This is a genomic window from Streptomyces chartreusis NRRL 3882, assembly GCF_900236475.1.
Classification (GTDB): domain Bacteria; phylum Actinomycetota; class Actinomycetes; order Streptomycetales; family Streptomycetaceae; genus Streptomyces; species Streptomyces chartreusis_D.
Genome location: NZ_LT963352.1, coordinates 5,980,949 through 6,006,371 on the forward strand (window position 1 = coordinate 5,980,949; position 25,423 = coordinate 6,006,371).

At 71.3% G+C, this 25,423-nt stretch carries 18 protein-coding genes and 2 pseudogenes; 18 read left to right on the forward strand and 2 right to left on the reverse strand.

The window, feature by feature from the left end:
- Window positions 1-4: 4 nt before the first annotated feature.
- The 9 genes from SCNRRL3882_RS27065 to SCNRRL3882_RS27105 all read left to right on the forward strand — a co-directional run bounded on the left by SCNRRL3882_RS27065 (window position 5) and on the right by SCNRRL3882_RS27105 (window position 11,141).
- Window positions 5-361 (forward strand): DUF4233 domain-containing protein, encoded by a 357-nt coding sequence (locus SCNRRL3882_RS27065; protein WP_010041902.1) that lies wholly within the window; start codon window positions 5-7, stop codon window positions 359-361.
- 64 nt (window positions 362-425) lie between these two features.
- Window positions 426-839, forward strand: coding sequence for a nucleoside-diphosphate kinase (gene ndk / locus SCNRRL3882_RS27070; protein ID WP_010041905.1), 414 nt, complete (start codon window positions 426-428; stop codon window positions 837-839).
- Window positions 840-1,104: 265 nt separating this feature from the next.
- Complete coding sequence (locus SCNRRL3882_RS27075) at window positions 1,105-2,124, forward strand: rod shape-determining protein (protein ID WP_004001297.1); 1,020 nt, start codon at window positions 1,105-1,107, stop codon at window positions 2,122-2,124.
- Window positions 2,125-2,268: 144 nt separating this feature from the next.
- Window positions 2,269-3,216 (forward strand): rod shape-determining protein MreC, encoded by a 948-nt coding sequence (gene mreC, locus SCNRRL3882_RS27080; RefSeq protein WP_010041910.1) that lies wholly within the window; start codon window positions 2,269-2,271, stop codon window positions 3,214-3,216.
- Window positions 3,217-3,229: 13 nt separating this feature from the next.
- Entirely contained in the window at window positions 3,230-3,901 is a 672-nt protein-coding gene (mreD, locus tag SCNRRL3882_RS27085) for a rod shape-determining protein MreD (protein ID WP_010041914.1), read from the forward strand.
- A gap of 166 nt (window positions 3,902-4,067) precedes the next feature.
- The gene (gene mrdA / locus SCNRRL3882_RS27090; protein ID WP_010041916.1) at window positions 4,068-6,314 is read left to right on the forward strand and encodes a penicillin-binding protein 2; all 2,247 of its coding nucleotides are present in this window, start codon (window positions 4,068-4,070) and stop codon (window positions 6,312-6,314) included.
- Window positions 6,311-7,513, forward strand: coding sequence for a rod shape-determining protein RodA (rodA, locus tag SCNRRL3882_RS27095; protein ID WP_010041918.1), 1,203 nt, complete (start codon window positions 6,311-6,313; stop codon window positions 7,511-7,513). Before mrdA ends, rodA begins: the two co-directional genes overlap by 4 nt.
- Before the next feature lie 55 nt (window positions 7,514-7,568).
- Complete coding sequence (locus tag SCNRRL3882_RS27100; protein ID WP_010041920.1) at window positions 7,569-9,089, forward strand: CYTH and CHAD domain-containing protein; 1,521 nt, start codon at window positions 7,569-7,571, stop codon at window positions 9,087-9,089.
- 87 nt (window positions 9,090-9,176) lie between these two features.
- Window positions 9,177-11,141, forward strand: a complete 1,965-nt coding sequence (locus SCNRRL3882_RS27105; protein WP_010041921.1) for a TIGR03960 family B12-binding radical SAM protein — start codon at window positions 9,177-9,179, stop codon at window positions 11,139-11,141.
- A gap of 24 nt (window positions 11,142-11,165) precedes the next feature.
- On the opposite strand, the pseudogene SCNRRL3882_RS27115 reads toward SCNRRL3882_RS27105, so the two are convergent.
- A pseudogene (locus SCNRRL3882_RS27115) lies at window positions 11,166-13,718 on the reverse strand (tetratricopeptide repeat protein).
- The gene (locus SCNRRL3882_RS27120) at window positions 13,715-14,017 is read right to left on the reverse strand and encodes a hypothetical protein (protein WP_159399454.1); all 303 of its coding nucleotides are present in this window, start codon (window positions 14,015-14,017) and stop codon (window positions 13,715-13,717) included. Before SCNRRL3882_RS27120 ends, SCNRRL3882_RS27115 begins: the two are co-directional and overlap by 4 nt.
- A 127-nt stretch (window positions 14,018-14,144) precedes the next feature.
- Between SCNRRL3882_RS27120 and SCNRRL3882_RS27125 the strand changes: the two are divergent.
- The 9 genes and pseudogenes from SCNRRL3882_RS27125 to SCNRRL3882_RS27165 all read left to right on the forward strand — a co-directional run.
- Window positions 14,145-14,276, forward strand: a pseudogene (locus tag SCNRRL3882_RS27125) (helix-turn-helix domain-containing protein); the annotation flags it as partial.
- Window positions 14,276-14,743, forward strand: a complete 468-nt coding sequence (locus SCNRRL3882_RS27130; protein ID WP_010041927.1) for a GNAT family N-acetyltransferase — start codon at window positions 14,276-14,278, stop codon at window positions 14,741-14,743. The pseudogene SCNRRL3882_RS27125 and the gene SCNRRL3882_RS27130, both read left to right, overlap by 1 nt.
- A gap of 96 nt (window positions 14,744-14,839) precedes the next feature.
- A complete protein-coding gene (locus SCNRRL3882_RS27135) occupies window positions 14,840-16,027 on the forward strand; it encodes a hypothetical protein (RefSeq protein WP_010041929.1) in 1,188 nt (395 codons plus the stop codon).
- A gap of 48 nt (window positions 16,028-16,075) precedes the next feature.
- Window positions 16,076-16,858 carry a TIGR03936 family radical SAM-associated protein gene (locus tag SCNRRL3882_RS27140; protein WP_010041932.1) on the forward strand — a complete coding sequence of 261 codons (783 nt, stop codon included), beginning with the start codon at window positions 16,076-16,078 and terminating at the stop codon, window positions 16,856-16,858.
- A 254-nt stretch (window positions 16,859-17,112) separates the two neighbouring features.
- Window positions 17,113-21,261: an Rne/Rng family ribonuclease gene (locus tag SCNRRL3882_RS27145; RefSeq protein WP_010041935.1), complete on the forward strand. Its 4,149-nt coding sequence runs from the start codon at window positions 17,113-17,115 to the stop codon at window positions 21,259-21,261.
- 267 nt (window positions 21,262-21,528) lie between these two features.
- Window positions 21,529-21,849, forward strand: coding sequence for a 50S ribosomal protein L21 (rplU, locus tag SCNRRL3882_RS27150; protein WP_010041937.1), 321 nt, complete (start codon window positions 21,529-21,531; stop codon window positions 21,847-21,849).
- A gap of 14 nt (window positions 21,850-21,863) precedes the next feature.
- On the forward strand, window positions 21,864-22,118 hold the full coding sequence (gene rpmA / locus SCNRRL3882_RS27155; RefSeq protein WP_010041940.1) for a 50S ribosomal protein L27: 255 nt from the start codon (window positions 21,864-21,866) through the stop codon (window positions 22,116-22,118).
- Between the two features lie 126 nt (window positions 22,119-22,244).
- A complete protein-coding gene (gene obgE, locus SCNRRL3882_RS27160; RefSeq protein ID WP_010041942.1) occupies window positions 22,245-23,681 on the forward strand; it encodes a GTPase ObgE in 1,437 nt (478 codons plus the stop codon).
- 155 nt (window positions 23,682-23,836) lie between these two features.
- Window positions 23,837-25,321 (forward strand): FG-GAP-like repeat-containing protein, encoded by a 1,485-nt coding sequence (locus SCNRRL3882_RS27165; RefSeq protein ID WP_010041945.1) that lies wholly within the window; start codon window positions 23,837-23,839, stop codon window positions 25,319-25,321.
- The last annotated feature ends 102 nt before the right edge of the window (window positions 25,322-25,423 follow it).

Below are 25,423 nucleotides of genomic sequence, written 5' to 3' on the forward strand. Positions count from 1 at the left end.
TTCCGTGCGTACGCTGTGTTCTTCGACCCTGATCGGCGAGTTCTTCATCATCGGCTTCGCCGGCCTGGTCGCCATGAAGGATCCCGACCTGTCCATGACCACCGTGTGGACGGTCAGCGGTGTCGCGATGTTCCTGTGCCTGGTGCTGTGCGGCCTGGTGACGCGCCCGGGCGGGGTCGCGCTCGGCTGGGCGTTGCAGATCGCGCTCATCGCGTCGGGCTTCGCCGTGCCGATGATGTTCTTCCTGGGCGTGGTCTTCGCGGCCCTGTGGTGGGCGTCCGTGCACTACGGGCGGAAGGTGGACGAGGCGAAGGCGAGATTCGCGGCCCAGGCCGACTCCTCCACACCTGACGCTGCGTAACAGGCGCCCCGACACGCCGGGTAATCTCGTCCCACCGCTAAACCTTGACTCAAAGGAGCCCGTCGTGAGCCAGCGCACCCTCGTCCTCCTCAAGCCCGACGCCGTCCGTCGCGGCCTGACCGGCGAGATCATCAGCCGCATCGAGCGCAAGGCGGGCTGGGCGATCACCGCGCTGGAGCTGCGCACCCTGGACCAGGACACGCTGGAGCAGCACTACGGCGAGCACAAGGGCAAGCCCTTCTACGAGCCGCTGGTGGAGTTCATGGCCTCCGGCCCGGTCGTGGTGATGATCGTCGAGGGTGAGCGGGTCATCGAGGGGCTGCGCGCGCTCGCCGGCCCGACCGACCCGATCGCCGCGGCCCCGGGCTCCATCCGTGGCGACTACGGCGTCATCGTCCGGGAGAACCTGATCCACGCCTCCGACTCGGAGGAGTCCGCCGAGCGTGAGGTGAAGATCTTCTTCCCGGGTCGCGCCTGAATCGAAACGGCGAGGGAAGTCTGGGGGCCACGGCTCCCGGACTTTTCTGGCATATGCGTGGCGATCGAGGGAACGATGGTCCCCGAACGCCCGTCTCCACAAGCGAACCCGCACAGCATCTGCTGACAATGGCGGAGACCCTCCCGCAGTGTTCGCGAAGGCGCGTCTACGATGGAAGCCTTCACGTCACAGCACCCACCTTTGCCTACCTGAAAAGCCCTCAAAAGCTAGTGGGAAGGCCAGACGAATCCTGATGGGGAACTCAATGTCGTTCATCGGCCGTGACATGGCTGTCGACCTCGGGACCGCCAACACGCTGGTGTACGTCAGGGGTCGCGGGATCGTACTCAACGAGCCGTCCGTCGTCGCGATCAACACCAACACCGGTGGCATCCTCGCGGTCGGTGCCGAAGCGAAGAAGATGATCGGGCGCACGCCGGGCAACATCGTTGCCGTTCGTCCGCTGAAGGACGGTGTGATCGCCGACTTCGAGATCACCGAGCGGATGCTCCGCTACTTCATCCTGAAGATCCACAAGCGGCGGTATCTGGCTCGTCCGCGGGTCGTCGTCTGTGTGCCCTCGGGCATCACGGGCGTCGAGCGCCGCGCCGTCATCGAGGCGTCGTCCCAGGCCGGCGCCCGCCAGGTGCACATCATCGAGGAGCCCATGGCCGCGGCCATCGGCTCCGGCCTGCCGGTCCACGAGGCCACGGGCAACATGGTGGTCGACATCGGCGGCGGCACCACGGAGGTCGCGGTCATCTCCCTCGGCGGCATCGTCACCGCCCAGTCCATCCGTGTCGCGGGCGACGAACTGGACAACGCGATCATCCAGCACATCAAGAAGGAATACTCCCTTCTGCTGGGTGAGCGGACGGCCGAGCAGATCAAGATCACGATCGGTTCGGCGTACGACCTGGACTCCGACGAGCACACCGAAATCCGCGGCCGGGACCTGGTCTCCGGGCTGCCGAAGACCGTCGTCATCTCCGCGGCCGAAGTCCGCAAGGCGATCGAGGAGCCGGTCAACGCGATCGTCGACGCCGTCAAGACGACCCTCGACAAATGCCCGCCGGAGCTGTCCGGCGACATCATGGACCGAGGAATCGTTCTGACCGGCGGCGGAGCGCTGCTGCGGGGCCTGGACGAGCGGTTGCGCCGGGAGACCGGTATGCCGATCCATATCGCCGAGGATCCGCTGGACAGCGTGGCGCTCGGGTCCGGCAAGTGCGTCGAGGAGTTCGAGGCGCTCCAGCAGGTTCTGGACGCCCAGCCGCGCAGATGACGTAACTCTTCGATTCCGCCGTACGGGACGATCTCCTCTCGTACGGCGGATCGTTGATATAGAGGCACAAGCTCCCACAATGCAGCCCCTCGGGTTTCCCTGGGGCTTCCCGAATTCCTATGAGGAAGGGCACGGCCGCCGCACGTGAGGGACACACGAGAGAGCCGGCTGCTCCTGGTGCTGCTGATCGCCATCGCGTTCGCGTTGATCACGGTGGACATTCGCGGTGGGGAGGATTCCCCCGTCGACGGTGCCCGGCAGGCCGCGGCGACGGTCTTCGGCCCGATCGAGAGTGGTGTGTCGGCCGCGGTCGACCCGGTCGGCAACGCGGTCTCCGCCATCCGGGAATCCGGCGAGCGGCACGACCGGCTCGCCGTACTGGAGGAGGAGAACGCGGCCCTGAAGGCGCGGCTCGGCAGCGACGACCGCAGTCGCAGCCGCCTCAAGCAGCTCGACAAGATGCTGAAGATCGCCGGCCAGGGCCAGTACGGCATCAAGGGCGCCGAGGTCATCGCCATCGGAGCCGCCCAGGGCTTCTCCTGGACGATCACCATCGACGTCGGCGCGGACGACGGCATCAAACGCGACATGACCGTCCTGAACGGGGACGGGCTCGTCGGCCGGGTCACCACCGTCGGGCCCGAAACCGCCACGGTCCTGCTCGCCAGCGACCCCGACTTCACGGTCGGCACCCGGATGGAGGCCAGCGACGAGCTCGGCTTCGCCTCCGGGCAGGGCGACCGCCCGCTGCGCGTGGAACTCCTCAACGGCAAGGCGGAGGTGAAGAAGGGCGACCGCCTGGTCACCTTCGGCTCGCAGGCCGACCGGCCGTTCGTGCCGGGCGTGCCCGTCGGCGTGGTCTCCCGCGTCGACCCGTCCGGCGGCGGGCTGACCCGCACGCTCTACGTCACGCCGTACGCCGCCTTCAGCAAGCTCGACATCGTCGGTGTCGTCGTCGAGGCCCCGAAGAAGGACCCGCGCGACACGGTGCTCCCGCCCAAGCCGAAGCCGACCCCCAGGCCGACGGTGACGGTGACCGTGACGCCGTCCGCCGAGGCACCGTCAGACGGCCAGAACCAGCAAGAGCAGTAGGAGCTGTCACCCCATGCGCGTCAACCGGATCCTGCTCTCCTCCGCCCTGGTCGTCGTCGCCCTGGTGATCCAGGTGAGCGTCCTCGCCCGCCTCCATCTGCCGGGCGCCGTGCCCGACCTGATGCTCCTCACCGTCCTCGGCCTCGCCCTGGTGTACGGCCATGTGGGTGGTGCCCTCGTCGGTTTCGGCGCCGGCCTGCTGGCCGATCTGGCCCCGCCCGCCGATCACGCCGCCGGGCGCTACGCCCTCGTGCTGTGCGTCATCGGCTACCTCGCGGGCCTGGTGAAACCGGAGACGGGCCGGCTGAAGTCCGCGACCGGCCCCATGGTCGTGGTGGTCGCCGCCGCCCTCGGCTCCACCCTGCTGTACGCCGGGGTCGGTGCCCTCGTCGGTGACACCGCCGCCCGGCATGTGGGCCTGGGCAGCCTGCTGTTCACGGCCGCCCTGTACGACCTGCTGCTCGCCCCGTTCGTGGTGCCCGGGGTGATGGCGCTGGCCAGGCGCGCCGAGAACGATCCGCTCGCCGAGACCGGCTCCGCCGCCAAGGCCACCGACATCTCCTCCGGCTGGCTCTCCGGAGGCACCGGCCTGAGGATCGGCAGCCAGCGGAACGGGCTGCGGGTGAAGGCGGCCCGGGCACGGATGGCGCGGGCCGGGCGCATCAAGGGGGTCAAGCGGCTGTGAGCGCAGCGAAGTTCACCCGAACGGACCGGTCCGGTAGGAACGCCGGCTCGTGGGCCCGTCGTTCCTCACTCGTATCCGCACACACCTGCCCGGACACATCTCGGCATCCGGGCCCGGCTCTGTACTCGCACATCCGTACGCGCACTGAGAGGGGGAGGCAGCCGCAGTGACCAACATCCCCGAGACCGGGCGGAACCCACGGGTCCAGATCCGGCTCGTCGTCATCCAGGTCCTCGTCCTGTCCCTCCTGCTCACCCTCGGCGGACGCCTGTGGTACCTCCAGATCCGTGAGGGCGCGGCCTACGCCAAGGAGGCGTCGGGGAACCACGTCCAGCAGGTCGTCCAGCCGGCCGTCCGCGGCTCCATCCTGGACGCGCGCGGCGTGGCCCTCGCCGACAACGAGACACGACTGGTCGTCTCCGCCTCCCGCACCGACCTGCTGAAGATGCCGGACGACGGCAAGGACGTCCTCACCAAGCTCGCCGGCGTGCTGGGCATGACCCCCAAGGAGGTCATGGAGAAGGTCCGGCTGTGCGACGCCGAGACACCCCAGCCCTGCTGGAACGGCTCGCCGTACCAGCCCATCCCCATCACCGACGAGGCCACCCCCAAGCAGGCCCTCCAGATCCGCGAGCGCGCCGAGGACTTCCCCGGCATCACCGCCGAGCCGGAGGCCGTGCGCCGCTACCCGAGCCCGGGCAAGGCCAACACCGCCCAGGTGCTCGGCTACCTCTCGCCGGTCACCGACGAGGAGATCAAGCAGGCCCAGAACACCAACTCGCCCTACCTGCGCTCCGACCAGGTCGGCCGCTCCGGCCTGGAGCGCCAGTACGACAAGCAACTGCGCGGCAAGGCCGGCGTCACGCGCTACGAGGTCGACAACCTCGGCCGCGTCATCGGCCAGGCCGAGGCCGACCCGGCCCACCCCGGCGACAACCTCGTCACCAGCATCGACGCCCGCGTCCAGCGGATCGCCGAGTACCAGCTGAACGAGGCCATGAAGGAGGCCCGCAAGCAGCACGACCGGAACACCGGCACCAACTACAAGGCGGACTCCGGCGCCGTCGTCGTCATGGAGGCCAAGACCGGCCGCGTCGTCGCCATGGCCTCCAACCCGACGTACGACCCGAACGCCTGGGTGGGCGGCATCTCCGCCAAGGACTACGCCAGGCTCACCGGCAAGAAGTCCAACTACCCGCTGCTCAACCGCGCGATCCAGGGCCAGTCCGCGCCCGGCTCGATCTTCAAGGTCATCCCGACGGCCGCCGCGATCAACGCGGGCTACTCCTTCGACGGCCCCTACCAGTGCTCCAGCTCTTACAACCTCGGCGGCCAGGTCTTCAAGAACTTCGAGTCCAAGGGGTACGGCCCGATCAGCCTCGGCCGCGCCCTGGAGGTCTCCTGCGACACGGTCTTCTACCGGCTCTCGCACGAGGAATGGAAGAAGGACGGCGGCGCCAAGCCGAAGAAGCACCCCAACGACTGGTTCTACAAGACCGCCCACCAGTTCGGCCTCGGCAAGGAGACCGGCATCGACCTGCCCAACGAGGTCACCGGCCGCGTCCCCGACCGCCAGTGGAAGCTGAACTACTGGAAGGCCAACAAGGACGCCTGGTGCCGCACCGGCAAGCGGAACGGCAGCTACGCCGAGAAGATCGCCTACGAGAACTGCCTCGAAGGCAACCGCATGCGCGCCGGTGACTCCGTCAACTACTCCATCGGCCAGGGCGACACCCTCGTCACGCCCATCCAGATGGCCACCATCTACTCGGCCATCTCCAACGGCGGCACCCTCTACAACCCCTCCGTCGGCAAGGCCGTCATCAGCGCCGACGGCAAGACCGTCACGCCGATCAAGCCCCGGTCGCACGGCAAGCTGCCGATGACGCAGCAGACGCGCGACCGGATAGACGATGCCCTCGCGGGAGTCGCCACCCGCGGTACGGCCGCCTGGCGGTTCGGCGGCTGGCCGCAGGACAAGATCCCTATGCACGCCAAGACGGGTACGGCGGAGGTCTACGGCAAGCAGACCACCTCCTGGTTCGCCACGTACACCAAGGACTACTCGATCGTCATGACGATCTCCCAGGGTGGTACGGGCTCCGGCGCCTCGGGCCCCGCCGTCCGCAACATCTACAACGCGCTGTACGGCGTCTCCGAGGACGGCGACATCGACTCCAAGAAGGCCCTGCTGCCCACCCCGGAGAAGGCCCTGCCGAAGGTCAAGACCGACGGCACCATCGCCTCCCCGAAGATCCCCAAGGACCCGGCCAAGGACCAGCAGGCGAAGAAGAAGGACCCGAACGCCCCGGCCGACCCGCTCCAGCCGGCGACGACGGCCCCGCCGACGCCGGAGAACCGTGACACCCGAAGGCGCCGGCGCCGGCGGGGAAGCCGGAGGTTGCCGACATGACCGGCGGTGTGAACAGCTTCCAGGTCTCCGGCTACGGCCCCGAGCGCTCCGGCTGGACCCGGCTCCTCGCCCGCGACTCGGTGGCGCGGCGGCTCGACTGGCCGATCCTGCTGTCCGCGATGGCCCTGTCGCTGCTCGGCACGCTCCTCGTCTACTCGGCGACGCGCAACCGGACGGAGCTCAACCAGGGCGATCCCTACTACTTCCTCATCCGGCACCTGCTCAACACCGGCATCGGCCTCGCCCTGATGGCCGGCACGATCTGGCTCGGCCACCGCGGCCTGCGCACGGCCGTGCCGGTCCTGTACGGCCTCTCGGTCCTGCTGATCCTCTTGGTGCTCACGCCGCTGGGCTCCACGATCAACGGCGCCCACTCCTGGATCAAGCTCCCCGGCGGCTTCTCCCTCCAGCCGTCGGAGTTCGTGAAGGTCACGATCATCCTCGGCATGGCGATGCTGCTGGCGGCCAGAGTCGACGCCGGCGACAGGCAGTACCCCGACCACCGCACGGTCATGCAGGCACTGGGGCTGGCCGCCGTACCCATGCTGATCGTGATGCTCATGCCCGACCTCGGGTCGGTCATGGTCATGGTCATCATCGTGCTCGGTGTGCTGCTCGCCTCCGGTGCCTCCAACCGCTGGGTGTTCGGACTGCTCGGCGCGGGCGCGATCGGCGCGATCACCGTCTGGCAGATCGGGGTGCTCGACGACTACCAGATCGCCCGCTTCGCTGCCTTCGCCAACCCCGAGCTCGACCCGGCCGGCGTCGGCTACAACACCAACCAGGCCCGCATCGCCATCGGCTCCGGCGGCCTGACCGGCTCCGGCCTCTTCCACGGCTCGCAGACCACCGGCCAGTTCGTGCCCGAGCAGCAGACGGACTTCGTCTTCACGGTGGCGGGGGAGGAGCTGGGCTTCATCGGCGGCGGCCTGATCATCGTGCTGCTCGGCATCGTCCTGTGGCGGGCCTGCCGCATCGCCCGGGAGACCACCGACCTGTACGGCACGATCGTGGCCGCCGGCATCGTCGCCTGGTTCGCCTTCCAGACCTTCGAGAACGTCGGGATGACGCTCGGCATCATGCCGGTCACCGGCCTGCCGCTGCCGTTCGTCTCGTACGGCGGTTCGTCGATGTTCGCCGTGTGGATAGCGGTCGGTCTGCTGCAGTCCATCCGGGTACAGCGCCCGATGTCGGCGTGAACACCGGCGGGGCGGCCCCCTGCCGCCCCGCCGCCGTGCCGACTAGATTCGGTTCATGGCGGATCGGTTCACGGCGGACACCAAGCGCGAGATCGAGCGGAAGTACGAGTCCGAGGACAGCGGGCTTCCCGACCTGACCGGAGTCGCCGGGGTCGCGGCCGTGCTCGACAAGGGCGTCGCCCACCTCGACGCCACCTACTACGACACCGGCGACGAACGCCTCGCCGCGTCGTCCGTCACCCTGCGCCGCCGCACCGGCGGCTCGGACGCGGGCTGGCATCTGAAGTTCCCCGTCGCCCCCGGCGTCCGCGACGAGATCCACGCCCCGCTCTCCGACACCCTCCCGGACGACCTCGCCGGGCTCGTCCGCTCCCGCGTCCGCGGCGGCGAACTGCTGCCCGTCGTCCGGCTGCGCTCCGACCGCGACGTACGCCACCTCGTCGACGCCGACGGGCGGCTGCTCGCCGAGGTCAGCGTCGACGCCGTACGGGCCGACCGGCTCACGGCCGGCGGCGGTGAAGCGCAGTGGACGGAGATCGAGGTGGAGCTCGCCGACGGGCAGGACCCGGCCTTCCTCGACAAGGTGGAGAAGCGGCTGCGCAAGGCGGGCGTGCGGCCGTCGGCCTCGGCGTCCAAGCTGGCGCGGGCCCTGGCGGAGACGGCGCCGCACCAGCAGCGGGCGTCCGCCCCCGCCGGAGAACCGGTGACCGCCGGAGACCACGTCCTGGCGTACGCGCGCGCCCAGCGGGACGCCGTCGTCGAACTCGACCCGGCCGTGCGTAGGGACGCCGAGGACTCCGTGCACCGCATGCGCGTGGCCACCCGCAGGCTGCGCAGCACCTTCACGTCGTACGGCGAGCTCCTCGACCGGACCGTCACCGACCCGGTCGGCGACGAGCTGAAGTGGCTGGCCGGTGAGCTGGGCCTGGACCGGGACCGCGAGGTGCTGACCGGACGGCTGACGGCGGCCCTCGACGAGGTGCCGGCCACCCTGGTCCGCGGGCCGGTCGCGGAGCGGCTGCACACCTGGGCGAGCGCCGAGCACGACGGGGCCCGCGGCCGGCTCATCGGCGTCCTGGACTCCCGCCGCTACCTCGCGCTGCTCGACACCTTGGACGCGCTGATCGCCGACCCGCCCCTGCGGAAGGCGGCCGGCAAGAAGCCCCACAAGAAGATCGCCAAGGCCGTCACGAAGGACTTCCGCAAGGTCGCCGGGCTGGTCGAGCGGGCCGTGGAACTGGAGCCCGGTACCGAGCGCGACGTCGCGATCCACGAGGCCCGCAAGAAGACCAAGCGCGCCCGCTACGCCGCGGAGGCGGCCCGACCGGCGCTCGGCAAGCCGGCCACGGACCTGGTCAAGTCCATGAAGGCGCTCCAGATCCTGCTCGGCGAGCACCAGGACAGCGTGATGGCCCGGCAGGCCCTGCGCGAGCTGTCGGCGGTCGCCCACGCGGCCGGGGAGAACACCTTCACCTACGGCCTGCTCCACGAGCGCGAGGAGCAGCGGGCGGTGCGCGTGGAGACCGAGCTGCCCGGATTCTGGGCCGGGATCAAGGACGGGGCGGCGGGCCTCTGATCTTCCGCGCGTACAAAGGTACGGCCGGGTCGCGTTAGTCTGGATGGTCACCCTGTCCGTTCAGTCCAGCTCACGAAGGTGCGCGACATGCCTGCCGAAGTCGCTGCGTCGGTGTTCCCGCAGCTCGAAGCTCTGCTCCCGCATGTGCAGAAGCCGATCCAGTACGTCGGCGGAGAACTCAACTCCACAGTCAAGGACTGGGACTCCTGTGACGTCCGCTGGGCGCTCATGTATCCGGACGCCTACGAGGTCGGCCTGCCCAACCAGGGCGTCCAGATCCTCTACGAGGTGCTCAACGAGCAGCAGGGCGTCCTCGCCGAGCGCACCTACAGCGTGTGGCCGGACCTGGAGGAGCTGATGCGGGAGCACGGCGTCCCGCAGTTCACGGTGGACAGCCACCGGCCCGTGAAGGCCTTCGACGTGCTGGGCCTGTCCTTCTCAACGGAGCTGGGCTACACCAACATGCTGGCGGCCCTGGACCTCTCCGGGATCCCCCTGGAGGCCAAGGACCGCGGCCTGGACGACCCGATCGTCATGGCCGGCGGCCACGCCGCGTTCAACCCCGAGCCGATCGCGGACTTCATCGACTGCGCGGTGATCGGCGACGGCGAGCAGGCCGTCCTGGAGGTCACCGCGATCATCCGCGCCTGGAAGGCGGAGGGCCGCCCCGGCGGCCGCGAGGAACTCCTCTTCCGCCTGGCCAAGACGGGCGGGGTGTACGTGCCCGGCTTCTACGACGTCGAGTACCTGCCGGACGGCCGTATCGCCCGCGTCGTACCGAAGCGCAGCGGTGTCCCGTGGCGGGTCTCCAAGCACACGGTGATGGACCTCGACGAGTGGCCGTACCCCAAGCAGCCCCTGGTCCCGCTCGCCGAGACGGTCCACGAGCGCATGTCGGTGGAGATCTTCCGCGGCTGCACCCGCGGCTGCCGGTTCTGCCAGGCCGGCATGATCACCCGCCCGGTCCGCGAGCGCTCCATCACGGGCATCGGCGACATGGTCGAGCAGGGCCTGAAGGCGACCGGCTTCGAGGAGGTGGGCCTGCTGTCCCTGTCCTCGGCGGACCACTCGGAGATCGGCGACATCGCCAAGGGCCTCGCGGACCGCTACGAGGACGACAAGATCGGCCTCTCCCTCCCGTCCACCCGCGTGGACGCCTTCAACATCGACCTGGCGAACGAGCTCACGCGCAACGGCCGCCGCTCCGGCCTCACTTTCGCCCCGGAGGGCGGCTCGGAGCGCATCCGCAAGGTCATCAACAAGATGGTCTCGGAAGACGACCTGATCAGGACCGTCGCGACGGCGTACGGCAACGGCTGGCGTCAGGTGAAGCTGTACTTCATGTGCGGCCTGCCGACGGAGACCGACGACGACGTCCTCCAGATCGCCGACATGGCGACCAAGGTCATCGCCAAGGGCCGCGAGGTGTCGAAGTCCAACGACATCCGCTGCACGGTCTCGATCGGCGGCTTCGTCCCCAAGCCCCACACCCCCTTCCAGTGGGCGCCGCAGCTGTCGGCGGAGGAGACGGACGCCCGCCTGGAGAAGCTGCGGAACAAGATCCGCGGCGACAAGAAGTACGGCCGCTCCATCGGCTTCCGCTACCACGACGGCAAGCCCGGCATCGTCGAGGGCCTGCTGTCCCGCGGCGACCGCCGGATCGGCGCCGTCATCCGCGCGGTCTACGACGACGGCGGCCGCTTCGACGGCTGGCGCGAGCACTTCTCGTACGACCGCTGGATGCGGTGCGCCGAGAAGGCGCTGGCCCCCTTCGGCGTCGACGTCGACTGGTACACGACGCGTGAGCGCACGTACGAGGAGGTCCTCCCCTGGGACCACCTGGACTCCGGCCTCGACAAGGACTGGCTCTGGGAGGACTGGCAGGACGCCCTCGACGAGACGGAGGTCGAGGACTGCCGCTGGACGCCGTGCTTCGACTGCGGCGTGTGTCCGCAGATGGACACCCAGATCCAGATCGGCCCGACGGGGAAGAAGCTCCTCCCCCTGACGGTCAAGAACGCGGCGCCGGCTCCCAGCGGGCACGGGCACTGAGGGGGCGCGGCCTTCAGGGCCGCGTCACCGCTGCGTTCCGGGGGCTTCGTCGCGCAGGCCGGTCAGGTTGGCCAGGCACGTGGCGGTGTGCGGGTGGTCCGGGCCGAGTGCGGCCTGTGTGATCCGCAGGGCCCGCTCCGCCAGCGGCAGGGCTTCGGCGTGCCGCCCGTCCGCGCCCAGGGACTGGGCCATGTTGTTCAGGCACCGGGCCGTGTACGGGTGGTCGGGGCCGAGGGTGCTCTCGGTGATCCGCAGTGCTCGTTCCTCGAGCCGCAGGGCCTCGGCCCGGCGCCCCAGTTCGCTCAGCGTGGTGGCGAGGTTGCCCAGTCGACTGGCGGTGTCCGGGTGGTCGGGGCCGAGGGTCGCTTCGGTGATCCTCAGTGCCCGCTCCTCCAGGGCCAGGGCTTCGGTGTGCTGCCCGAGATCGCTGAAGACGGCTGCCAGGTTGCCCAGTCGGTTGGCGGTGTCCGGGTGGTCGGGGCCGAGGGCCGCTTCGGTGATCCGGACCGCTTGCTGAGCGAACGGCAGGGCTTCCTCGTGGCGGTCCAGGCTGCACAGCGTGGTGACGAGGCTGTTGAGGCGGGAGGCGGTGTGCGGGTGGTCGGGACCCAGGGCCGCTGTGGTGATGCGGAGCGCGCGTTCGTCCAGGGGCAGGGCTTCGGTGTGCTGTCCGAGATGGCTGAAGGTGGCGGCGAGATTGCCGAGGCGGATCGCGGTGTGGGGGTGGTCGGAGCCCAGCAGGGCCTCGGTGATCCGTAGCGCCTTCTGCTCCAGGGGTAGGGCCTCCTGGTGCCGCCCCAGGTTGTTCAAGGTGATGGCGAGGTTTCCGAGGCGGTTGGCGGTGTCCGGGTCGTCGGCGCCGAGGGTTGCTTAGCTGATCTGAAGCGCCTGCTCGGCCAGCGGCAGGGCTTCGATGTGTCTGCCCAGCTCATCGAACGTCCGGGCGAGGTTGCTCAAGCACGTGGCGGTGTCGTTGTGGTCCGGGCCCAGTGCGGCCTGGGCGATCCGCAGGGCCCGCTCGAAGAGCGGGAGTGCCCGGGCGTGTTGGCCCACGTCGCCGAGGGTGAGGGCGAGGTTGTTGAGCCGGATCGCCGTCTCCGGGTGATCGGGCCCCAGGTCGGCCTCGGTGGCCCGCAGGGCGCGTTCCTCCAGCGGCAGTGCCTCGGACGACTGGCCACGGGCCCTGAGGTAGAAGGCTGCTCTTCCCAGCACGGTGGTGAGCAGCGGCGACGTCGCACCCGTGGCGGGCTGTTGGGCACTCGTGGTCCGGATATGGGGCAGCAGCGTCTGCCAGTCCGGCCAGGTCGTGACGTCTTCGGGTTCCCCGGACGGCAGGCCCAGGGAGACGAGCACGAGGGCCGTTTGACTCGGGTGCAGCGGGGCGTCGGGGCGGCTTCTGCGGAGCAGACGCCGGAGTCTGCCGGAGCGCGGGTCCGGGCTGGGGTGTGGGGTGGTCGTGCGGACGACGGTCTGCACGAGGCGGTGAACGGCGACGTCCGTCTCGCTGAGCGTGATCAGGCTGTATGCGGCGAGAACGCCCAGGGCGTGGTCGACCGCCTGCGGTGCGGACAGCGCGGGCACCAGGAGATCGCGGGGCAAGGGGTCGGGGGCGCAGTAGGCCAGGATCCGCAACAGCTCCACGGCGTTGGGATCGGTGGTTCGCAGGGCCTCCAGGGTGACGCTCCACAGTTGGGCGATGGTGCGGTGCTGGGCGTCACCGGGAGGGGCGGTCGCCAGGACTCCGGCGGGGTCGGTGCGCAGCTGGGCGAGATAGGTGCCGGCGCTGGTGCGGGTCTGGGCCAGGTAGGCGCCGGCCTGCTGCAAGGCGAGCGGGAGGTGCCCGAGTTCGTCAGCCAGCTCGATGAGCGAGGCGACGTCGCCGTCGTCGTGGCGTCCGGTGATCTCCTGCAGGACGGCGAGGGAGCTCCGGGGTGCGAGGGTGTCCAGGAGCAGGGGTGTTCCCACGTCCTGCCACGGCAGGTCGCGGCGGGTGGTGATCAGTACCTGGCCCGTGCTCAGCCGGCCGAGGTAGGGACGCAGGTCGGCAGGATCCTCGGCGTTGTCCAGGATCAGCAGCCATCCGCTGCGCCCCTGCAACCACGCCACGGCCCACTCGGCCGCCTCGTCGATCGGAAGCACGGTGTTGACCGGGTTCACCGCGGTGGCCAGGGCTGCCAGTCCGGCCGTCATTTCCCCCGCGCTGGACGCGTCCAGCCACCACACGGGGCCGTGCCCCGCTGCCAGGCAGTCGCGGGCGTGATGCAGGGCGAGGGTGCTCTTGCCGACACCACCCATGCCGCGCACGCTCTGCGCGACGATGCCGGTGCCGGTCGAGGGCAGTGCCCGCAAGAAGGCCAGGGCGTCGTCCCGGCCCTTGAACACGCGGCTGTTCAGCGCCGGCAGGTTGTTCAAGCGGGTGATCGCCGCTTCCGGCACGGCTGCCTGCAGCGCGCCCTGCGGCAGGTTCAGGTTGTGCTGTTCGATCCGTGCGTGGTCCCCGCTCGCGATGATTCCCCTGTTGGTCACCGCGGCGGTGGACCGGACGCCTGAAGCGGAAGGGAAGCCGTCCGTCGTCATCGCTGCACGGTGCCGTTGTCTCCGGTGACGATGACCCCGGAGTTGTCCTGTGTGGCCACGGCCCGCTCACCCGATGCCGTGGGGCCGTTCGCGGCCGGCGCCGGGGTCCGGCCCGCGGAGCCGATGAGCGAGGACGCCCAGGCGCCCAGGACGCCCGCGACCACGGCACCGGCTCCCGCACCCGTCCCGATCCGGGTCGCGCGGTCCCAGGGCAGAAGCAGGTCCCCGAGCCACACGCACAGTGCGAAAACCACCAACGCGATCGCTATGGCCAACAGCCAACGCCCTGTCCGGCTCATGTGACGCCCCCTCGCGCATGAAATCGGTCATTCATCTTCGCACCAAGGCACGTCCGTATGGGACGCGTGCCTGATGTTCGCGCTCGGGGTCGTCCTCGCGCCGGGCGGGGCCGTCGCTCCGGGGGTGGTGCTCAAGAACGGCCGCGCGAAGGCGGTCCGCTTCTCGACACTCGCCGCCCTCTGCGAGGTGCTCGAATGTCAGCCGGGGGATTTGCTGCGGTGGGAGGCGGGCGGGGCCGCCGACGGGACAATGCCCTGATGGAGAACATCAGTATCCGCCCGGCCCGGTCCGGCGAACTGGCGGCTGTCGCCCGGCTCCGGTGGGAGTGGCTCATCGAGAACGGGGGCGAGTCCCTCGGCGAACGCGGGGAGTTCGTACGGCACTTCGTCGAATGGGCCCGGGACAACGCCGGGTCGCACCGGTGCATGGTGGTCGTGCGCGACGACGTCGTCATCGGTATGGCCTGGCTGGCGGTGGTGCAGCGGGTGCCCACGCCGCGGGCGCCCCGGCGGGCCTCCGGCGACCTCCAGTGCGTGTACGTCGTGCCCGAGGCGCGCGACGGCGGGCTGGGCGGCGCGCTCATCCGGGCCGTTCTGGACGGGGCCCGGGAGCTCGGCCTGGAGCGGGTGACCGTGCACTCGAGCCCGCAGGCGATTCCCGCGTACGCCCGGTGCGGGTTCCAGGAGTCGGCCCGGCTGCTGCACGCCCGGGTCGTGGGCGCCTGAGCCGTATGATCTTGAGGCCAGGTGGGGATCTGCTGAAGAACGGGGCGGGCTGTGCGGTGCTGGATCCGGACGGGGCGCTGAGGCGTCTACGACGGTATGGATCTGGAGAAGCCGGCCCGCGAGGGCTCCGAGACGCGAGTCGATCTGCGGAAAGGGGTGTCCGAACCGGCCGCGCCGCCGGTCCGTGAGGCGGCGCCCGAGGGGTGTCTCGCCGTAGCGATCCGGATTCCGGTGCGGATCGTCGTGCTCGTGCTGGTCGTCCCCGTGCGGATGGTGTGGGACGCGCTCGTCGTGGCCGGACGGTTCCTGAACGACGTGCTGCTCCGGCCGCTGGGCCGGGCGCTGCTGTGGCTCGGGCGGGCGGTGTTCGTCTGGCCGTTCGTGGGGCTGTGGCGGTATGTCGTCGTGCCGGTGGCCAAGGCGCTCGGGTGGCTCGGGAACGTGCTCCTCGTCGTGCCGCTGGTGTGGCTCTACCGGCACGTGCTGACACCGGTGGGACACGCGGTCGCCTGGGCCGTCACCCGGGCCGCCAAGGGCATCGGGGCCGTGTTCGGCTGGGTGTACTCGTATCTGCTCACGCCGGTCGGGCGCGCCGTGCTGTGGGTGCTGAAGGGGCTCGGCGCCGTGCTCGCCGCGCTCGGGGCCGGTGTGTACGCGGTCGTGGCGTGGCTCGCCCGGTACCTCGTCGTCGTCCCCGCCGTGTGGCTGTACACGTGGCTGCTCGCGCCCGTCGGGCGCGCGATCGCCTGGTGTGCCAAGGGACTGGTGTGGCTGGTGAGCACGGCCGTCACCGGCATCGGGACGGCTCTGTACTGGATCGCCCGGATCCTGCTCGTCCTTCCGGCGCTCGCCGTGTGGCGCTGGATCCTCACGCCGGTCGGACGGGTCCTCGCCGTCATCGGGCGGGAGGTCGCGGACGCCCTCGGGCATGCGTGGCGGATCGCCGGGCACATCTCGCTCGCCGTCGGGCGGTTCCTCGCGACGCTCTTGAGGTGGATCTTCGTCGAGCCGGTGCGGTGGGTGTACCGGAGCGTGCTGACGCCCGTCGGGCACGTCGTTCGGGACGCCGTCCTGCGACCCGCCGCCGAGGCCGCCCGGAGTGTGGGACGGGCCACGCGGCAGGCGCTGGCCTCGGCCCGGGAGTCCGTACGGCAGGCGCGCGCCGACTTCCGGCGGATGCTCTTCGGCGAGCCGGTGCAGCCGCAGCCCGTCGACCTCGGGGAACCTTCGGGCCGCGAGGCACGTACTCTTGGTAGCAGTACGACCGCTCTCACGAAGGACTGAACGACACTGGGCAAGCGACAGCCCGAAGGCCCGCCGCCCGCACCCGCGGTGCAGCGCATCCGACTGCGCTACACCAAGCGCGGCCGCCTCCGGTTCACCAGCCACCGTGACTTCCAGCGCGCCTTCGAGCGTGCGTTGCGCCGTGCCGAGGTGCCGATGGCCTACTCGGCGGGCTTCACACCGCACCCGAAGGTGTCGTACGCCAATGCCGCACCCACCGGCACGGGCAGTGAGGCGGAGTACCTGGAGATCGCGCTCACCGCGCAGCGCGACCCGGAGCAGCTCAGGATCCTTCTCGACGAGTCGCTGCCCGCCGGGCTCGACATCATCGAGGCGGTCGAGGCCCGCACCCCGGGCCTCGCCGACCGGCTGACGGCTTCCGTGTGGGAGCTGCGGCTGGACGGCGTGCCGCAGGAGGAAGCCCGCCGGGCGGCGGACGCCTTCAACGCGGCCGAGACCGTCGAGGTCCAGCGCCTCGCCAAGAACGGGGTGCGCACCTTCGACGCCCGCTCCGCCGTCGTGAGCCTGGAGATCCCCGATCTCACAGAAACGCACAGTTCGCAGGCTGATAGGCCGACCGACCAGCCCTGTGCGATACTGCGGCTGGTTGTTCGGCACGTGACGCCTGCCGTACGACCCGACGACGTCCTGTCCGGTCTCCGCGCCGTGGCCGACCTGGCGCCGCCGGTCCCCGCAGCGGTGACCAGGCTGGCGCAGGGGCTGTTCGATGAAGAGACCGGCACGGTGACCGACCCGCTCGCGCCCGACCGCGAGGCAGCGGAGGCCCACTCAACGGCCGAACCGCCTGCCGCCGCGACGGCGCCGGCGTAGGTTCCGCGAAGGGACGGACGTCGTAGCGCCGCCCTCGGACTCGGGAGCCACCTGGGTCGGGCAGCGCACCGACCAGAAGACTTTCGCCAGGCCGTACGCATTGGGCGTACGGAACCGGCGAGACAGGACACAGAGAGCTCCCGTGCGGCGCCCGCGCCCCGGACGGCGGCGACGCGCACAGCGCGAGCCGCGGACGTCACCGGCACAGCCGGACCAGGCGCGGCGCCCGGGAGCCTGACGGGAGAAAAGCCCGCATGCTCGAACCGACCGAACCCACAGAGTCCTCCACGGACTCCGAACAGAACACCCCCAGCGACACCCTGCCGCCCCGCCGGCGGCGCCGTGCCGCGTCCCGACCGGCGGGTCCGCCGGTCGGCACCTCCTCCGACGCTCCGGTGGAGACCGTCACGCCGGCCATACCGGCCGCGGAGCCCGACGACCTCGCGGACGACGCAGTAGCGGCCGACGAGGCCGAGGAGACCGCCGCCGAGGAGACCGTCGCGCCGGCGCAGGAGCAGGCCGCCGAGGAGGCCGCGCCTGCCGCTCCCAAGCGGCGTCGTGTGGTTCGCCGTGCCGCCGCGCCCGCCGGGGCCCCGGCGGGCGCCGAGGCCGCCGAGACCGTGGTGCCGGTGACCGCCGGTGCTCCCGCCGCCTCCGAGGCGCCGGAGCAGGTTGAGGCCGCCCCGTCCGCCGAGGTGTCCGAGGATGCCGCTCCCCGGCGCACCCGGCGTCGTGCGACGCGCACGGTGACCTCGCCCGCCGCGGCTCCGGCCGAGGCCGTGGAGGCGGTGGCGCCTGCTGCCGCCGCCGCACAGGCCGAGCCGAGCGCCCCCGAGACCGCGGAGGCCGCCGAGGAGGCTGCTCCGCGGAAGACCCGGCGGCGTGCCACGCGACGGGTGACCGCGCCCACCGCAGCGCCTGCCGCCGCGGAGGCGGCGGAAGGAACCGCCGACGCGGGCCGGTCCGGCTCCGTCACCACGACCGACGCGCCCGCCGAGGCCGCCGCCGTGTCCGGTGGGCCCGCCGAGGCCCCCGCCGGCACGCCCGCCGAGGAGGCGAAGGCACCTGTGACCGATTCCCCCGCCGCTGAGTCCGACGGAGCCCCCGAGGCCGCCGCCGACGCCGCCGCTCGCGCCGCCCAGGCGCCCGAGCCCGCCGAGCCCGCCGAGGATGCCGCTCCGCGGCGCCGTCGCCGGGCCGTCCGCCGGGCCGCCAGTGGTTTCGCCGAGCCCGCGCAGTCCTCACGGGGCTCCCGGGCCTCGAAGTCCGCGCAGGCCGCCGCCGGTGAGAGCGAGACGTCGGCGCGGCCCGCGCGGCCCGCCGTCGCCCTCTTCCAGGCGCCCGTGTTCACCGAGCCCCAGTTCCAGACGCCGGAGCGGGCCGCTGCCGCGGCCGCCGCCGAGGCGGCCGGGGCCGAGGAGCCCGAGGAGACGGAGGAGTCCGCGCCGGCGGAGGTGCGGGAGGAGCAGCCCGGCGGGTCGCGCCGCCGGCGTCGTCGCCGGGGTTCCGCTGACGAGCCCGAGGCCCAGGTCACCGAGGCCCCCGCCACCGAGGCCCCCGCCGCCGAGAGCGCCGTCGACGAGGCGGAGGAGCCCGAGGAGTCCGCCGAGGGCGACGACCAGGACGACTCCGAGGGCACCGGCTCGCGCCGTCGCCGTCGCCGGGGCGGCCGCCGCCGTCGGCGTGGTGACTCCGCCGAGACCGACACCGAGGCCGGCGAGGGCATGGACGCCGAGTCCGAGCAGGACGCCGAGGACACCGCGGAGCAGGCCGAGGAGGACCAGGACGAGTCCGACGAGGCCGCCGACCGCGAGGAGTCGTCCGGCGGCGGCTCCAGCAGCAGCCGCCGGCGTCGTCGCCGTCGTCGCCGTGCCGGTGACACCGCGCCCGAGGCCGAGCCGTCCGACGACGACCCGGAGCGCACGGTCGTCAAGGTCCGTGAGCCCCGCCCCAAGGCCGAGCCGTCCGACGAGGTGCAGTCCATCAAGGGCTCGACCCGTCTGGAGGCCAAGAAGCAGCGCCGCCGGGAGGGCCGCGAGCAGGGCCGCCGGCGCGTCCCGATCATCACCGAGGCCGAGTTCCTGGCCCGGCGCGAGGCCGTCGAGCGTGTGATGGTCGTCCGGCAGCACGGCGACCGTACGCAGATCGGTGTCCTCGAGGACAACGTGCTCGTCGAGCACTACGTCAACAAGGAGCAGTCGACCTCGTACGTCGGCAACGTCTACCTCGGCAAGGTGCAGAACGTGCTGCCGTCGATGGAGGCCGCCTTCATCGACATCGGCAAGGGCCGCAACGCGGTGCTGTACGCCGGTGAGGTCAACTTCGAGGCGCTCGGCATGGCCAACGGGCCGCGGCGCATCGAGTCCGCCCTGAAGTCCGGGCAGTCGGTGCTCGTCCAGGTGACGAAGGACCCCATCGGGCACAAGGGCGCCCGCCTGACCAGCCAGGTCTCCCTCCCCGGCCGCTACCTCGTGTACGTGCCCGAGGGCTCCATGACCGGCATCAGCCGCAAGCTCCCCGACACCGAGCGGGCGCGGCTGAAGACGATCCTCAAGAAGATCGTCCCCGAGGACGCGGGCGTCATCGTGCGCACCGCCGCCGAGGGCGCGAGCGAGGACGAGCTGCGCCGGGACGTCGAGCGGCTCCAGGGGCAGTGGGAGGACATCCAGAAGAAGGCCAAGAACGGCGGCAACGCGCCGACGCTGCTGTACGGCGAGCCGGACATGACCGTCCGGGTCGTGCGCGACATCTTCAACGAGGACTTCTCCAAGGTCGTCGTCAGCGGCGACGAGGCGTGGCAGACCATCCACGGCTACGTGTCGCACGTCGCGCCGGACCTCGCCGAGCGGCTCCAGAAGTGGACCTCCGAGGTCGACGTCTTCGCCACGTACCGGATCGACGAGCAGCTCGCCAAGGCGCTGGACCGCAAGGTCTGGCTGCCCAGCGGCGGTTCGCTGGTGATCGACCGGACCGAGGCGATGGTCGTCGTCGACGTCAACACCGGCAAGTTCACCGGTCAGGGCGGCAACCTCGAGGAGACCGTCACCAGGAACAACCTGGAGGCGGCCGAGGAGATCGTGCGTCAGCTGCGGCTGCGCGACCTCGGCGGCATCATCGTCATCGACTTCATCGACATGGTGCTGGAGTCCAACCGGGACCTGGTGCTGCGGCGCCTGCTCGAATGCCTGGGCCGGGACCGTACGAAGCACCAGGTGGCCGAGGTGACCTCGCTGGGGCTCGTGCAGATGACCCGCAAGCGGGTCGGGCAGGGGCTCCTGGAGTCCTTCTCCGAGACCTGCGTCCACTGCAACGGACGCGGTGTCATCGTGCACATGGAGCAGCCGACCACCTCCGGCGGAGGCGGCGGCAAGCGCAAGAAGCGTGCGCGTGCCGGTGCCGCCGAGCAGCCGCACGTGCACGAGGCGGCCGTCGAGACCGCCGAGCAGGAGGCGGAGACCGAGGCCGAGATCGGTGCCGAGATCGCCGAGCCGATCGCGCTGCCAGAGCCGGCCTTCGAGCCCGACGAGGAGCTGTACAGCAGCGCCGCCGAGGCGGAGGCCGCGGCCACGCGCGGGCGGACCCGGCGCCGGACGAGCCGGCGGGCGTCCGCTCCGGCGGGTGCGCCGCGCGGTGAGACGGCGGAGCCGAAGGCCGAGCAGGACAGGAAGGCCGAGCAGGCCGAGGCCGAGGTGCCGACGGCTCAGGACGTGACCGTCGCCGAGGAGGTCGCCCGTCCGGTGCAGCAGGAGCCGGCCGCCGAAGCGCACGCCGAGCCGATGGCCGTCGAGGACCCGGTCGTCGAGGCCCCGGCCGCCGAGGAGGCCGCGCCCAAGGGCCGTGGCCGTCGGCGGGCGACGCGCAAGGTGTCCGCGCCGGCCGGTTCTCCGGCGGGGGCGGAGGCGGCCGTGGTGACGGTCTCCGAGACCGCGCCCGCGGCGTCCGAGGCCACGCAGGCGCCCGAGCAGGCCGAACAGCCCGAGGCGGCTGCCGAGGCGGCTGCGGAGGTGCCCGCCGAGAGCGCCGCCCCGGCCCGTCCGCGGCGCCGCGCCGTGCGCAAGCCCACCGTGTCCACCGCCTCCGAGGAGGCGGCCGTCGTGGTCGTCCCGTCGGCCGCGTCCGAGGCAGCCCCGGAGGCCGCCGCGGCCGACGGCGCCGCCACGGAGGAGGCCGCCGAGGAGTCGGCTCCGGCCAAGAAGACGGCCCGCAAGACGGCCAAGAAGGCCACGGCGAAGAAGGCCGCCGCCAAGAAGACCGCGGCGAAGAAGACCGCGGCCAAGAAGACGACGGCGAAGAAGGCGGCGGCGAAGACGACCAAGACCGCCGCCAAGAAGACCACGTCGAAGAAGACCGTCGCGGCGGAGCAGTCCCGCTCCTCCGTCTCGGCCTCCACCGACGAGGACTGACCCGCCTCGACGTCCGCCGGGGCGTGCGCGAACCCGCGTACGCCCCGGCGGACGCGACCGGCGTGACCGGTCGCACAGGCGGCGGGCCCGGCTCGGTTTGACCCTCTTGGCCGCGGCCCCGTAACCTTGACCGTCGGCGTGTCGAATGACGCGTCACATCCCCGTAAACCTCATCCTCCGGGCGCCGGGCGCCCAGGAGAGGCCGCTCGCTGTGTCGGACGGCTGGCCTGCGGGGGTGCCGTTTCCCGAGCGAGAGAGTGAGTCCGCGTGTACGCCATCGTGCGCAGCGGTGGTCGCCAGCACAAGGTTGCTGTCGGCGACATCGTTGAGGTTGACAAGATTTCCACTGCCCAGGTTGGCGACACGGTCGAGCTCTCGACCCTGCTCGTTGTCGACGGCGACTCCGTGACCAGCGACCCGTGGGTGCTGGCCGGCATCAAGGTCCAGGCCGAGGTCGTGGACCACCACAAGGGCCAGAAGATCGACATTCTGCGCTACAAGAACAAGACCGGTTACCGCCGTCGCCAGGGCCACCGCCAGCAGTACACGGCGATCAAGGTCACTGAGATCCCCGCGGCTGCGAAGTAAGGGACTGAGGAGAAATGGCACACAAGAAGGGCGCATCGTCCACCCGGAACGGTCGCGACTCCAACGCCCAGCGGCTCGGCGTGAAGCGCTTCGGCGGTCAGGTCGTCAACGCGGGTGAGATCCTGGTCCGTCAGCGCGGCACCCACTTCCACCCGGGCGCCGGTGTCGGCCGTGGCGGCGACGACACGCTGTTCGCGCTCCAGGCCGGTTCGGTGCAGTTCGGCACCCACCGTGGCCGCAAGGTCGTGAACATCGTTCCGGTCGCCTGACCGGAAGCTTTCGCGAGGCGGACCTCACTTCCCTCACGGGAAGCGGGTCCGCCTTTCGCGTGTTACGCAGAGAACAACCCCGTACAACCCGTACACAACGGCCGTACATCACTGGAGGCACACACAATGACCACCTTCGTGGACCGCGTCGAACTGCATGTCGCCGCGGGTAACGGAGGTCACGGCTGTGCCTCCGTCCACCGTGAGAAGTTCAAGCCGCTGGGCGGGCCCGACGGCGGCAACGGCGGTCGCGGCGGGGACGTGATCCTCACCGTCGACCAGTCCGTCACCACGCTCCTCGACTACCACCACTCCCCGCACCGCAAGGCCACGAACGGCAAGCCCGGCGAGGGCGGCAACCGCTTCGGCAAGGACGGACAGGACCTCGTCCTGCCGGTGCCGGACGGCACGGTGGTGCTCGACAAGGCGGGCAACGTCCTCGCCGACCTGGTCGGCCACGGCACGTCGTACATCGCCGCGCAGGGCGGCCGGGGCGGGCTCGGCAACGCGGCGCTGGCGTCCGCGCGGCGCAAGGCGCCCGGGTTCGCGCTGCTCGGCGAGCCGGGAGACGTGCGGGAAGTCGTCCTGGAGCTGAAGACGGTCGCCGACGTGGCGCTCGTCGGATACCCGAGCGCCGGCAAGTCGTCCCTGATCTCGGTACTGAGCGCCGCCAAGCCGAAGATCGCCGACTACCCGTTCACCACGCTCGTGCCGAACCTCGGTGTCGTCACGGCCGGCTCGACGGTGTACACGGTCGCCGACGTGCCCGGGCTGATCCCGGGAGCCAGCCAGGGCAAGGGCCTGGGCCTGGAGTTCCTGCGGCACGTGGAGCGGTGCAGTGTGCTCGTGCACGTCCTGGACACCGCCACGCTGGAGTCGGACCGCGACCCGGCCTCCGACCTCGACGCCATCGAGGAGGAGCTGCGGCAGTACGGCGGGCTGGACAACCGTCCGCGGATCGTCGTGCTGAACAAGATCGACGTACCGGACGGCAAGGGCCTGGCCGAGATGGTGCGGCCCGACCTGGAGGAGCGCGGGTACCGCGTGTTCGAGGTGTCGGCCGTGGCGCACATGGGGCTGAAGGAGCTGTCGTACGCGCTCGGCGAGCTCGTGGCGAAGGCGCGGGCCGCGAAGCCGAAGGAAGAGGCCACGCGGATCGTGATCCGGCCCAAGGCCGTGGACGACACCGGCTTCACGGTGACGCGCGAGGCCGACGGCCTGTTCCGGGTACGGGGCGAGAAGCCCGAGCGCTGGGTGCGGCAGACCGACTTCAACAACGACGAGGCGGTCGGCTACCTGGCGGACCGGCTCAACCGGCTCGGGGTCGAAGAGGAACTGATGAAGGCGGGGGCCCGGAGCGGCGACGGTGTCGCCATCGGTCCCGAGGAGAACGCCGTGGTCTTCGACTGGGAGCCGTCCGTGATGGCCGGGGCGGAGATGCTCGGCCGGCGCGGTGAGGACCACCGGTTGGAAGAGGCGCGGCCGGCCGCGCAGCGCCGCAGGGACCGGCAGGCCGAGCGGGACGACGCGCAGCGGGAGTTCGACGACTTCGAGCCGTTCTGAGTCCGATCCGGGCTGACCAAGAGCAGACTCTGGGCGGATCCCGAGGCAACCTAGTCGTACACCGGTGAGTCGTACTGGGCAGTCCGGATGAGGATCTTGTTCCTCTCCGTGCTCCAACTGCCCAGCGGATCACCGGAGTTCACGTGCCCCGTCCCATGAGCAAGCGCAGGATCAGCCGAGGAGTCGCGGCGGCCATCGCGGTCGTCGCGGCCGTCACCGCCCCGGCGGTCGCGCACGCCGCCGACGCCGCCTCCGAGGGCCCGGCCGCCACGGCGAAGCTCCGCGACGACTTCAACGGCGACGGCTACCAGGACCTGGCCGTCGCCGCCCCGCGCGGCAAGGTGAGCGGCAAGGCGCGCGCCGGATACGTGGCCGTCGTGTACGGCTCGGCGAAGGGCATCGACCTCGCCCACAAGCAGGTCATCAGCCAGGACACCCCGGGCATACCCGGTGCCGCCGAGGCCGAGGACCACTACGGCGACGGGCTGGCCGCCGGTGACCTGGACGGCGACGGCTACGCCGACCTGGTCGTGGGCGCGCAGGGCGAGGACGTCGGGGACGTCATCAGCGCCGGAACCCTCGCCGTGCTGTGGGGCGGGCCGCAGGGCCTGTCCGGCGGTACCGCCGTGGCCACCGGCACGGAGGAGGACCGCGTCGACCCGCTCCACCCGGTGCTCGGCGACTTCAACGGTGACGGTCACCTGGACCTCGCCACCGGCAACCGCCTGCTGTACGGGCCGTTCGACCGTACCGCCGGCGCCGCGAGCAGCCACCGCCTCGCCCTGGAGGCCGAGTACGTCACGGACGACGTGAGTGCCGGTGACGTCGACCACGACGGCATCACGGACCTGGTCGCGCTCATCCACGACCACAGCGACGACGACCTGCACGACCCGGACGCCAAGCACCGCCGCGCGGTCCATCTGCGCGGCACCCCGGACGGGCTGAGCGCCCCCGCCCCGCTGGAGAACCCCGACGGCACGCGGATGCGCGGTGGCGAGAGCCTCGGCATCGGCGACGTGGACAAGGACGGGTACGGCGACCTCGTCATCGGCCGTCCGCTCGACGGCTCGGGTGAAGTCCCGCTCGACGACCCGTTGCTGAAGGGCGGCCAGATCGGTGTCGTGTACGGCTCGGCCGACGGCCCCGACACCTCCCGTACGACGATCATCACGCAGGGCACGCCCGGTGTGCCCGGCAGCCCGGAGTGGGGCGACGGCTTCGGCGGGGGCATCTCCGTCGGGGACGTCGACGGCGACGGCTACGCCGACGTCTCCACCGGAAGCGGGACCGAGAGCATCAGGGACGTGTACGCGGCTGGGCAGATCACCGTCCTGCGCGGCGGGAAGTCCGGGCTGACCGGCGACGGCGCCCTGGCCATGAACCAGAACACCGCGAACGTCCCGGGGACGGCGGAGCAGAACGACTTCTTCGGCGCCGAGACCGAGCTGCTCGACGTCAACGGCGACGGCCGGCCCGAGCTGTTCGCCGGCGCCACCGGCGAGAACCGGGACGGGGGAGTCTGGGCGTTCCCCAACCCGGTCGACGCTCCCGCCGCCACCGGCTCGGTCAGCTTCGGCGCGGGCACCCTCGGCACCGTCGCGGACGGCTCCGCCCTCGGCGCGGGCTTCGCCCGGTGATCCCTGACTGATCATCTGTCAGACCCGCCCCGGCAACGGCTTGTTCCGATGCTGGCGGTGGGTCTCCTTTTGTCTGCTTAGTTGTCATGTACGTGAACCCCG

What these genes read in the sequence shown, in the direction of transcription:
- rodA (WP_010041918.1), top strand. Translation starts at nt 6,311, where the DNA reads ATGACCGGCGGTGTGAACAGCTTCCAGGTCTCCGGCTACGGCCCCGAG.
- mreD (WP_010041914.1), top strand. Translation starts at nt 3,230, where the DNA reads ATGCGCGTCAACCGGATCCTGCTCTCCTCCGCCCTGGTCGTCGTCGCC.
- SCNRRL3882_RS27105 (WP_010041921.1), top strand. Translation starts at nt 9,177, where the DNA reads ATGCCTGCCGAAGTCGCTGCGTCGGTGTTCCCGCAGCTCGAAGCTCTG.
- SCNRRL3882_RS27100 (WP_010041920.1), top strand. Translation starts at nt 7,569, where the DNA reads ATGGCGGATCGGTTCACGGCGGACACCAAGCGCGAGATCGAGCGGAAG.
- SCNRRL3882_RS27120 (WP_159399454.1), bottom strand. Translation starts at nt 14,017, where the DNA reads ATGAGCCGGACAGGGCGTTGGCTGTTGGCCATAGCGATCGCGTTGGTG.
- SCNRRL3882_RS27135 (WP_010041929.1), top strand. Translation starts at nt 14,840, where the DNA reads ATGGATCTGGAGAAGCCGGCCCGCGAGGGCTCCGAGACGCGAGTCGAT.
- SCNRRL3882_RS27075 (WP_004001297.1), top strand. Translation starts at nt 1,105, where the DNA reads ATGTCGTTCATCGGCCGTGACATGGCTGTCGACCTCGGGACCGCCAAC.
- SCNRRL3882_RS27130 (WP_010041927.1), top strand. Translation starts at nt 14,276, where the DNA reads ATGGAGAACATCAGTATCCGCCCGGCCCGGTCCGGCGAACTGGCGGCT.
- SCNRRL3882_RS27165 (WP_010041945.1), top strand. Translation starts at nt 23,837, where the DNA reads ATGAGCAAGCGCAGGATCAGCCGAGGAGTCGCGGCGGCCATCGCGGTC.
- obgE (WP_010041942.1), top strand. Translation starts at nt 22,245, where the DNA reads ATGACCACCTTCGTGGACCGCGTCGAACTGCATGTCGCCGCGGGTAAC.
- SCNRRL3882_RS27145 (WP_010041935.1), top strand. Translation starts at nt 17,113, where the DNA reads ATGCTCGAACCGACCGAACCCACAGAGTCCTCCACGGACTCCGAACAG.
- rpmA (WP_010041940.1), top strand. Translation starts at nt 21,864, where the DNA reads ATGGCACACAAGAAGGGCGCATCGTCCACCCGGAACGGTCGCGACTCC.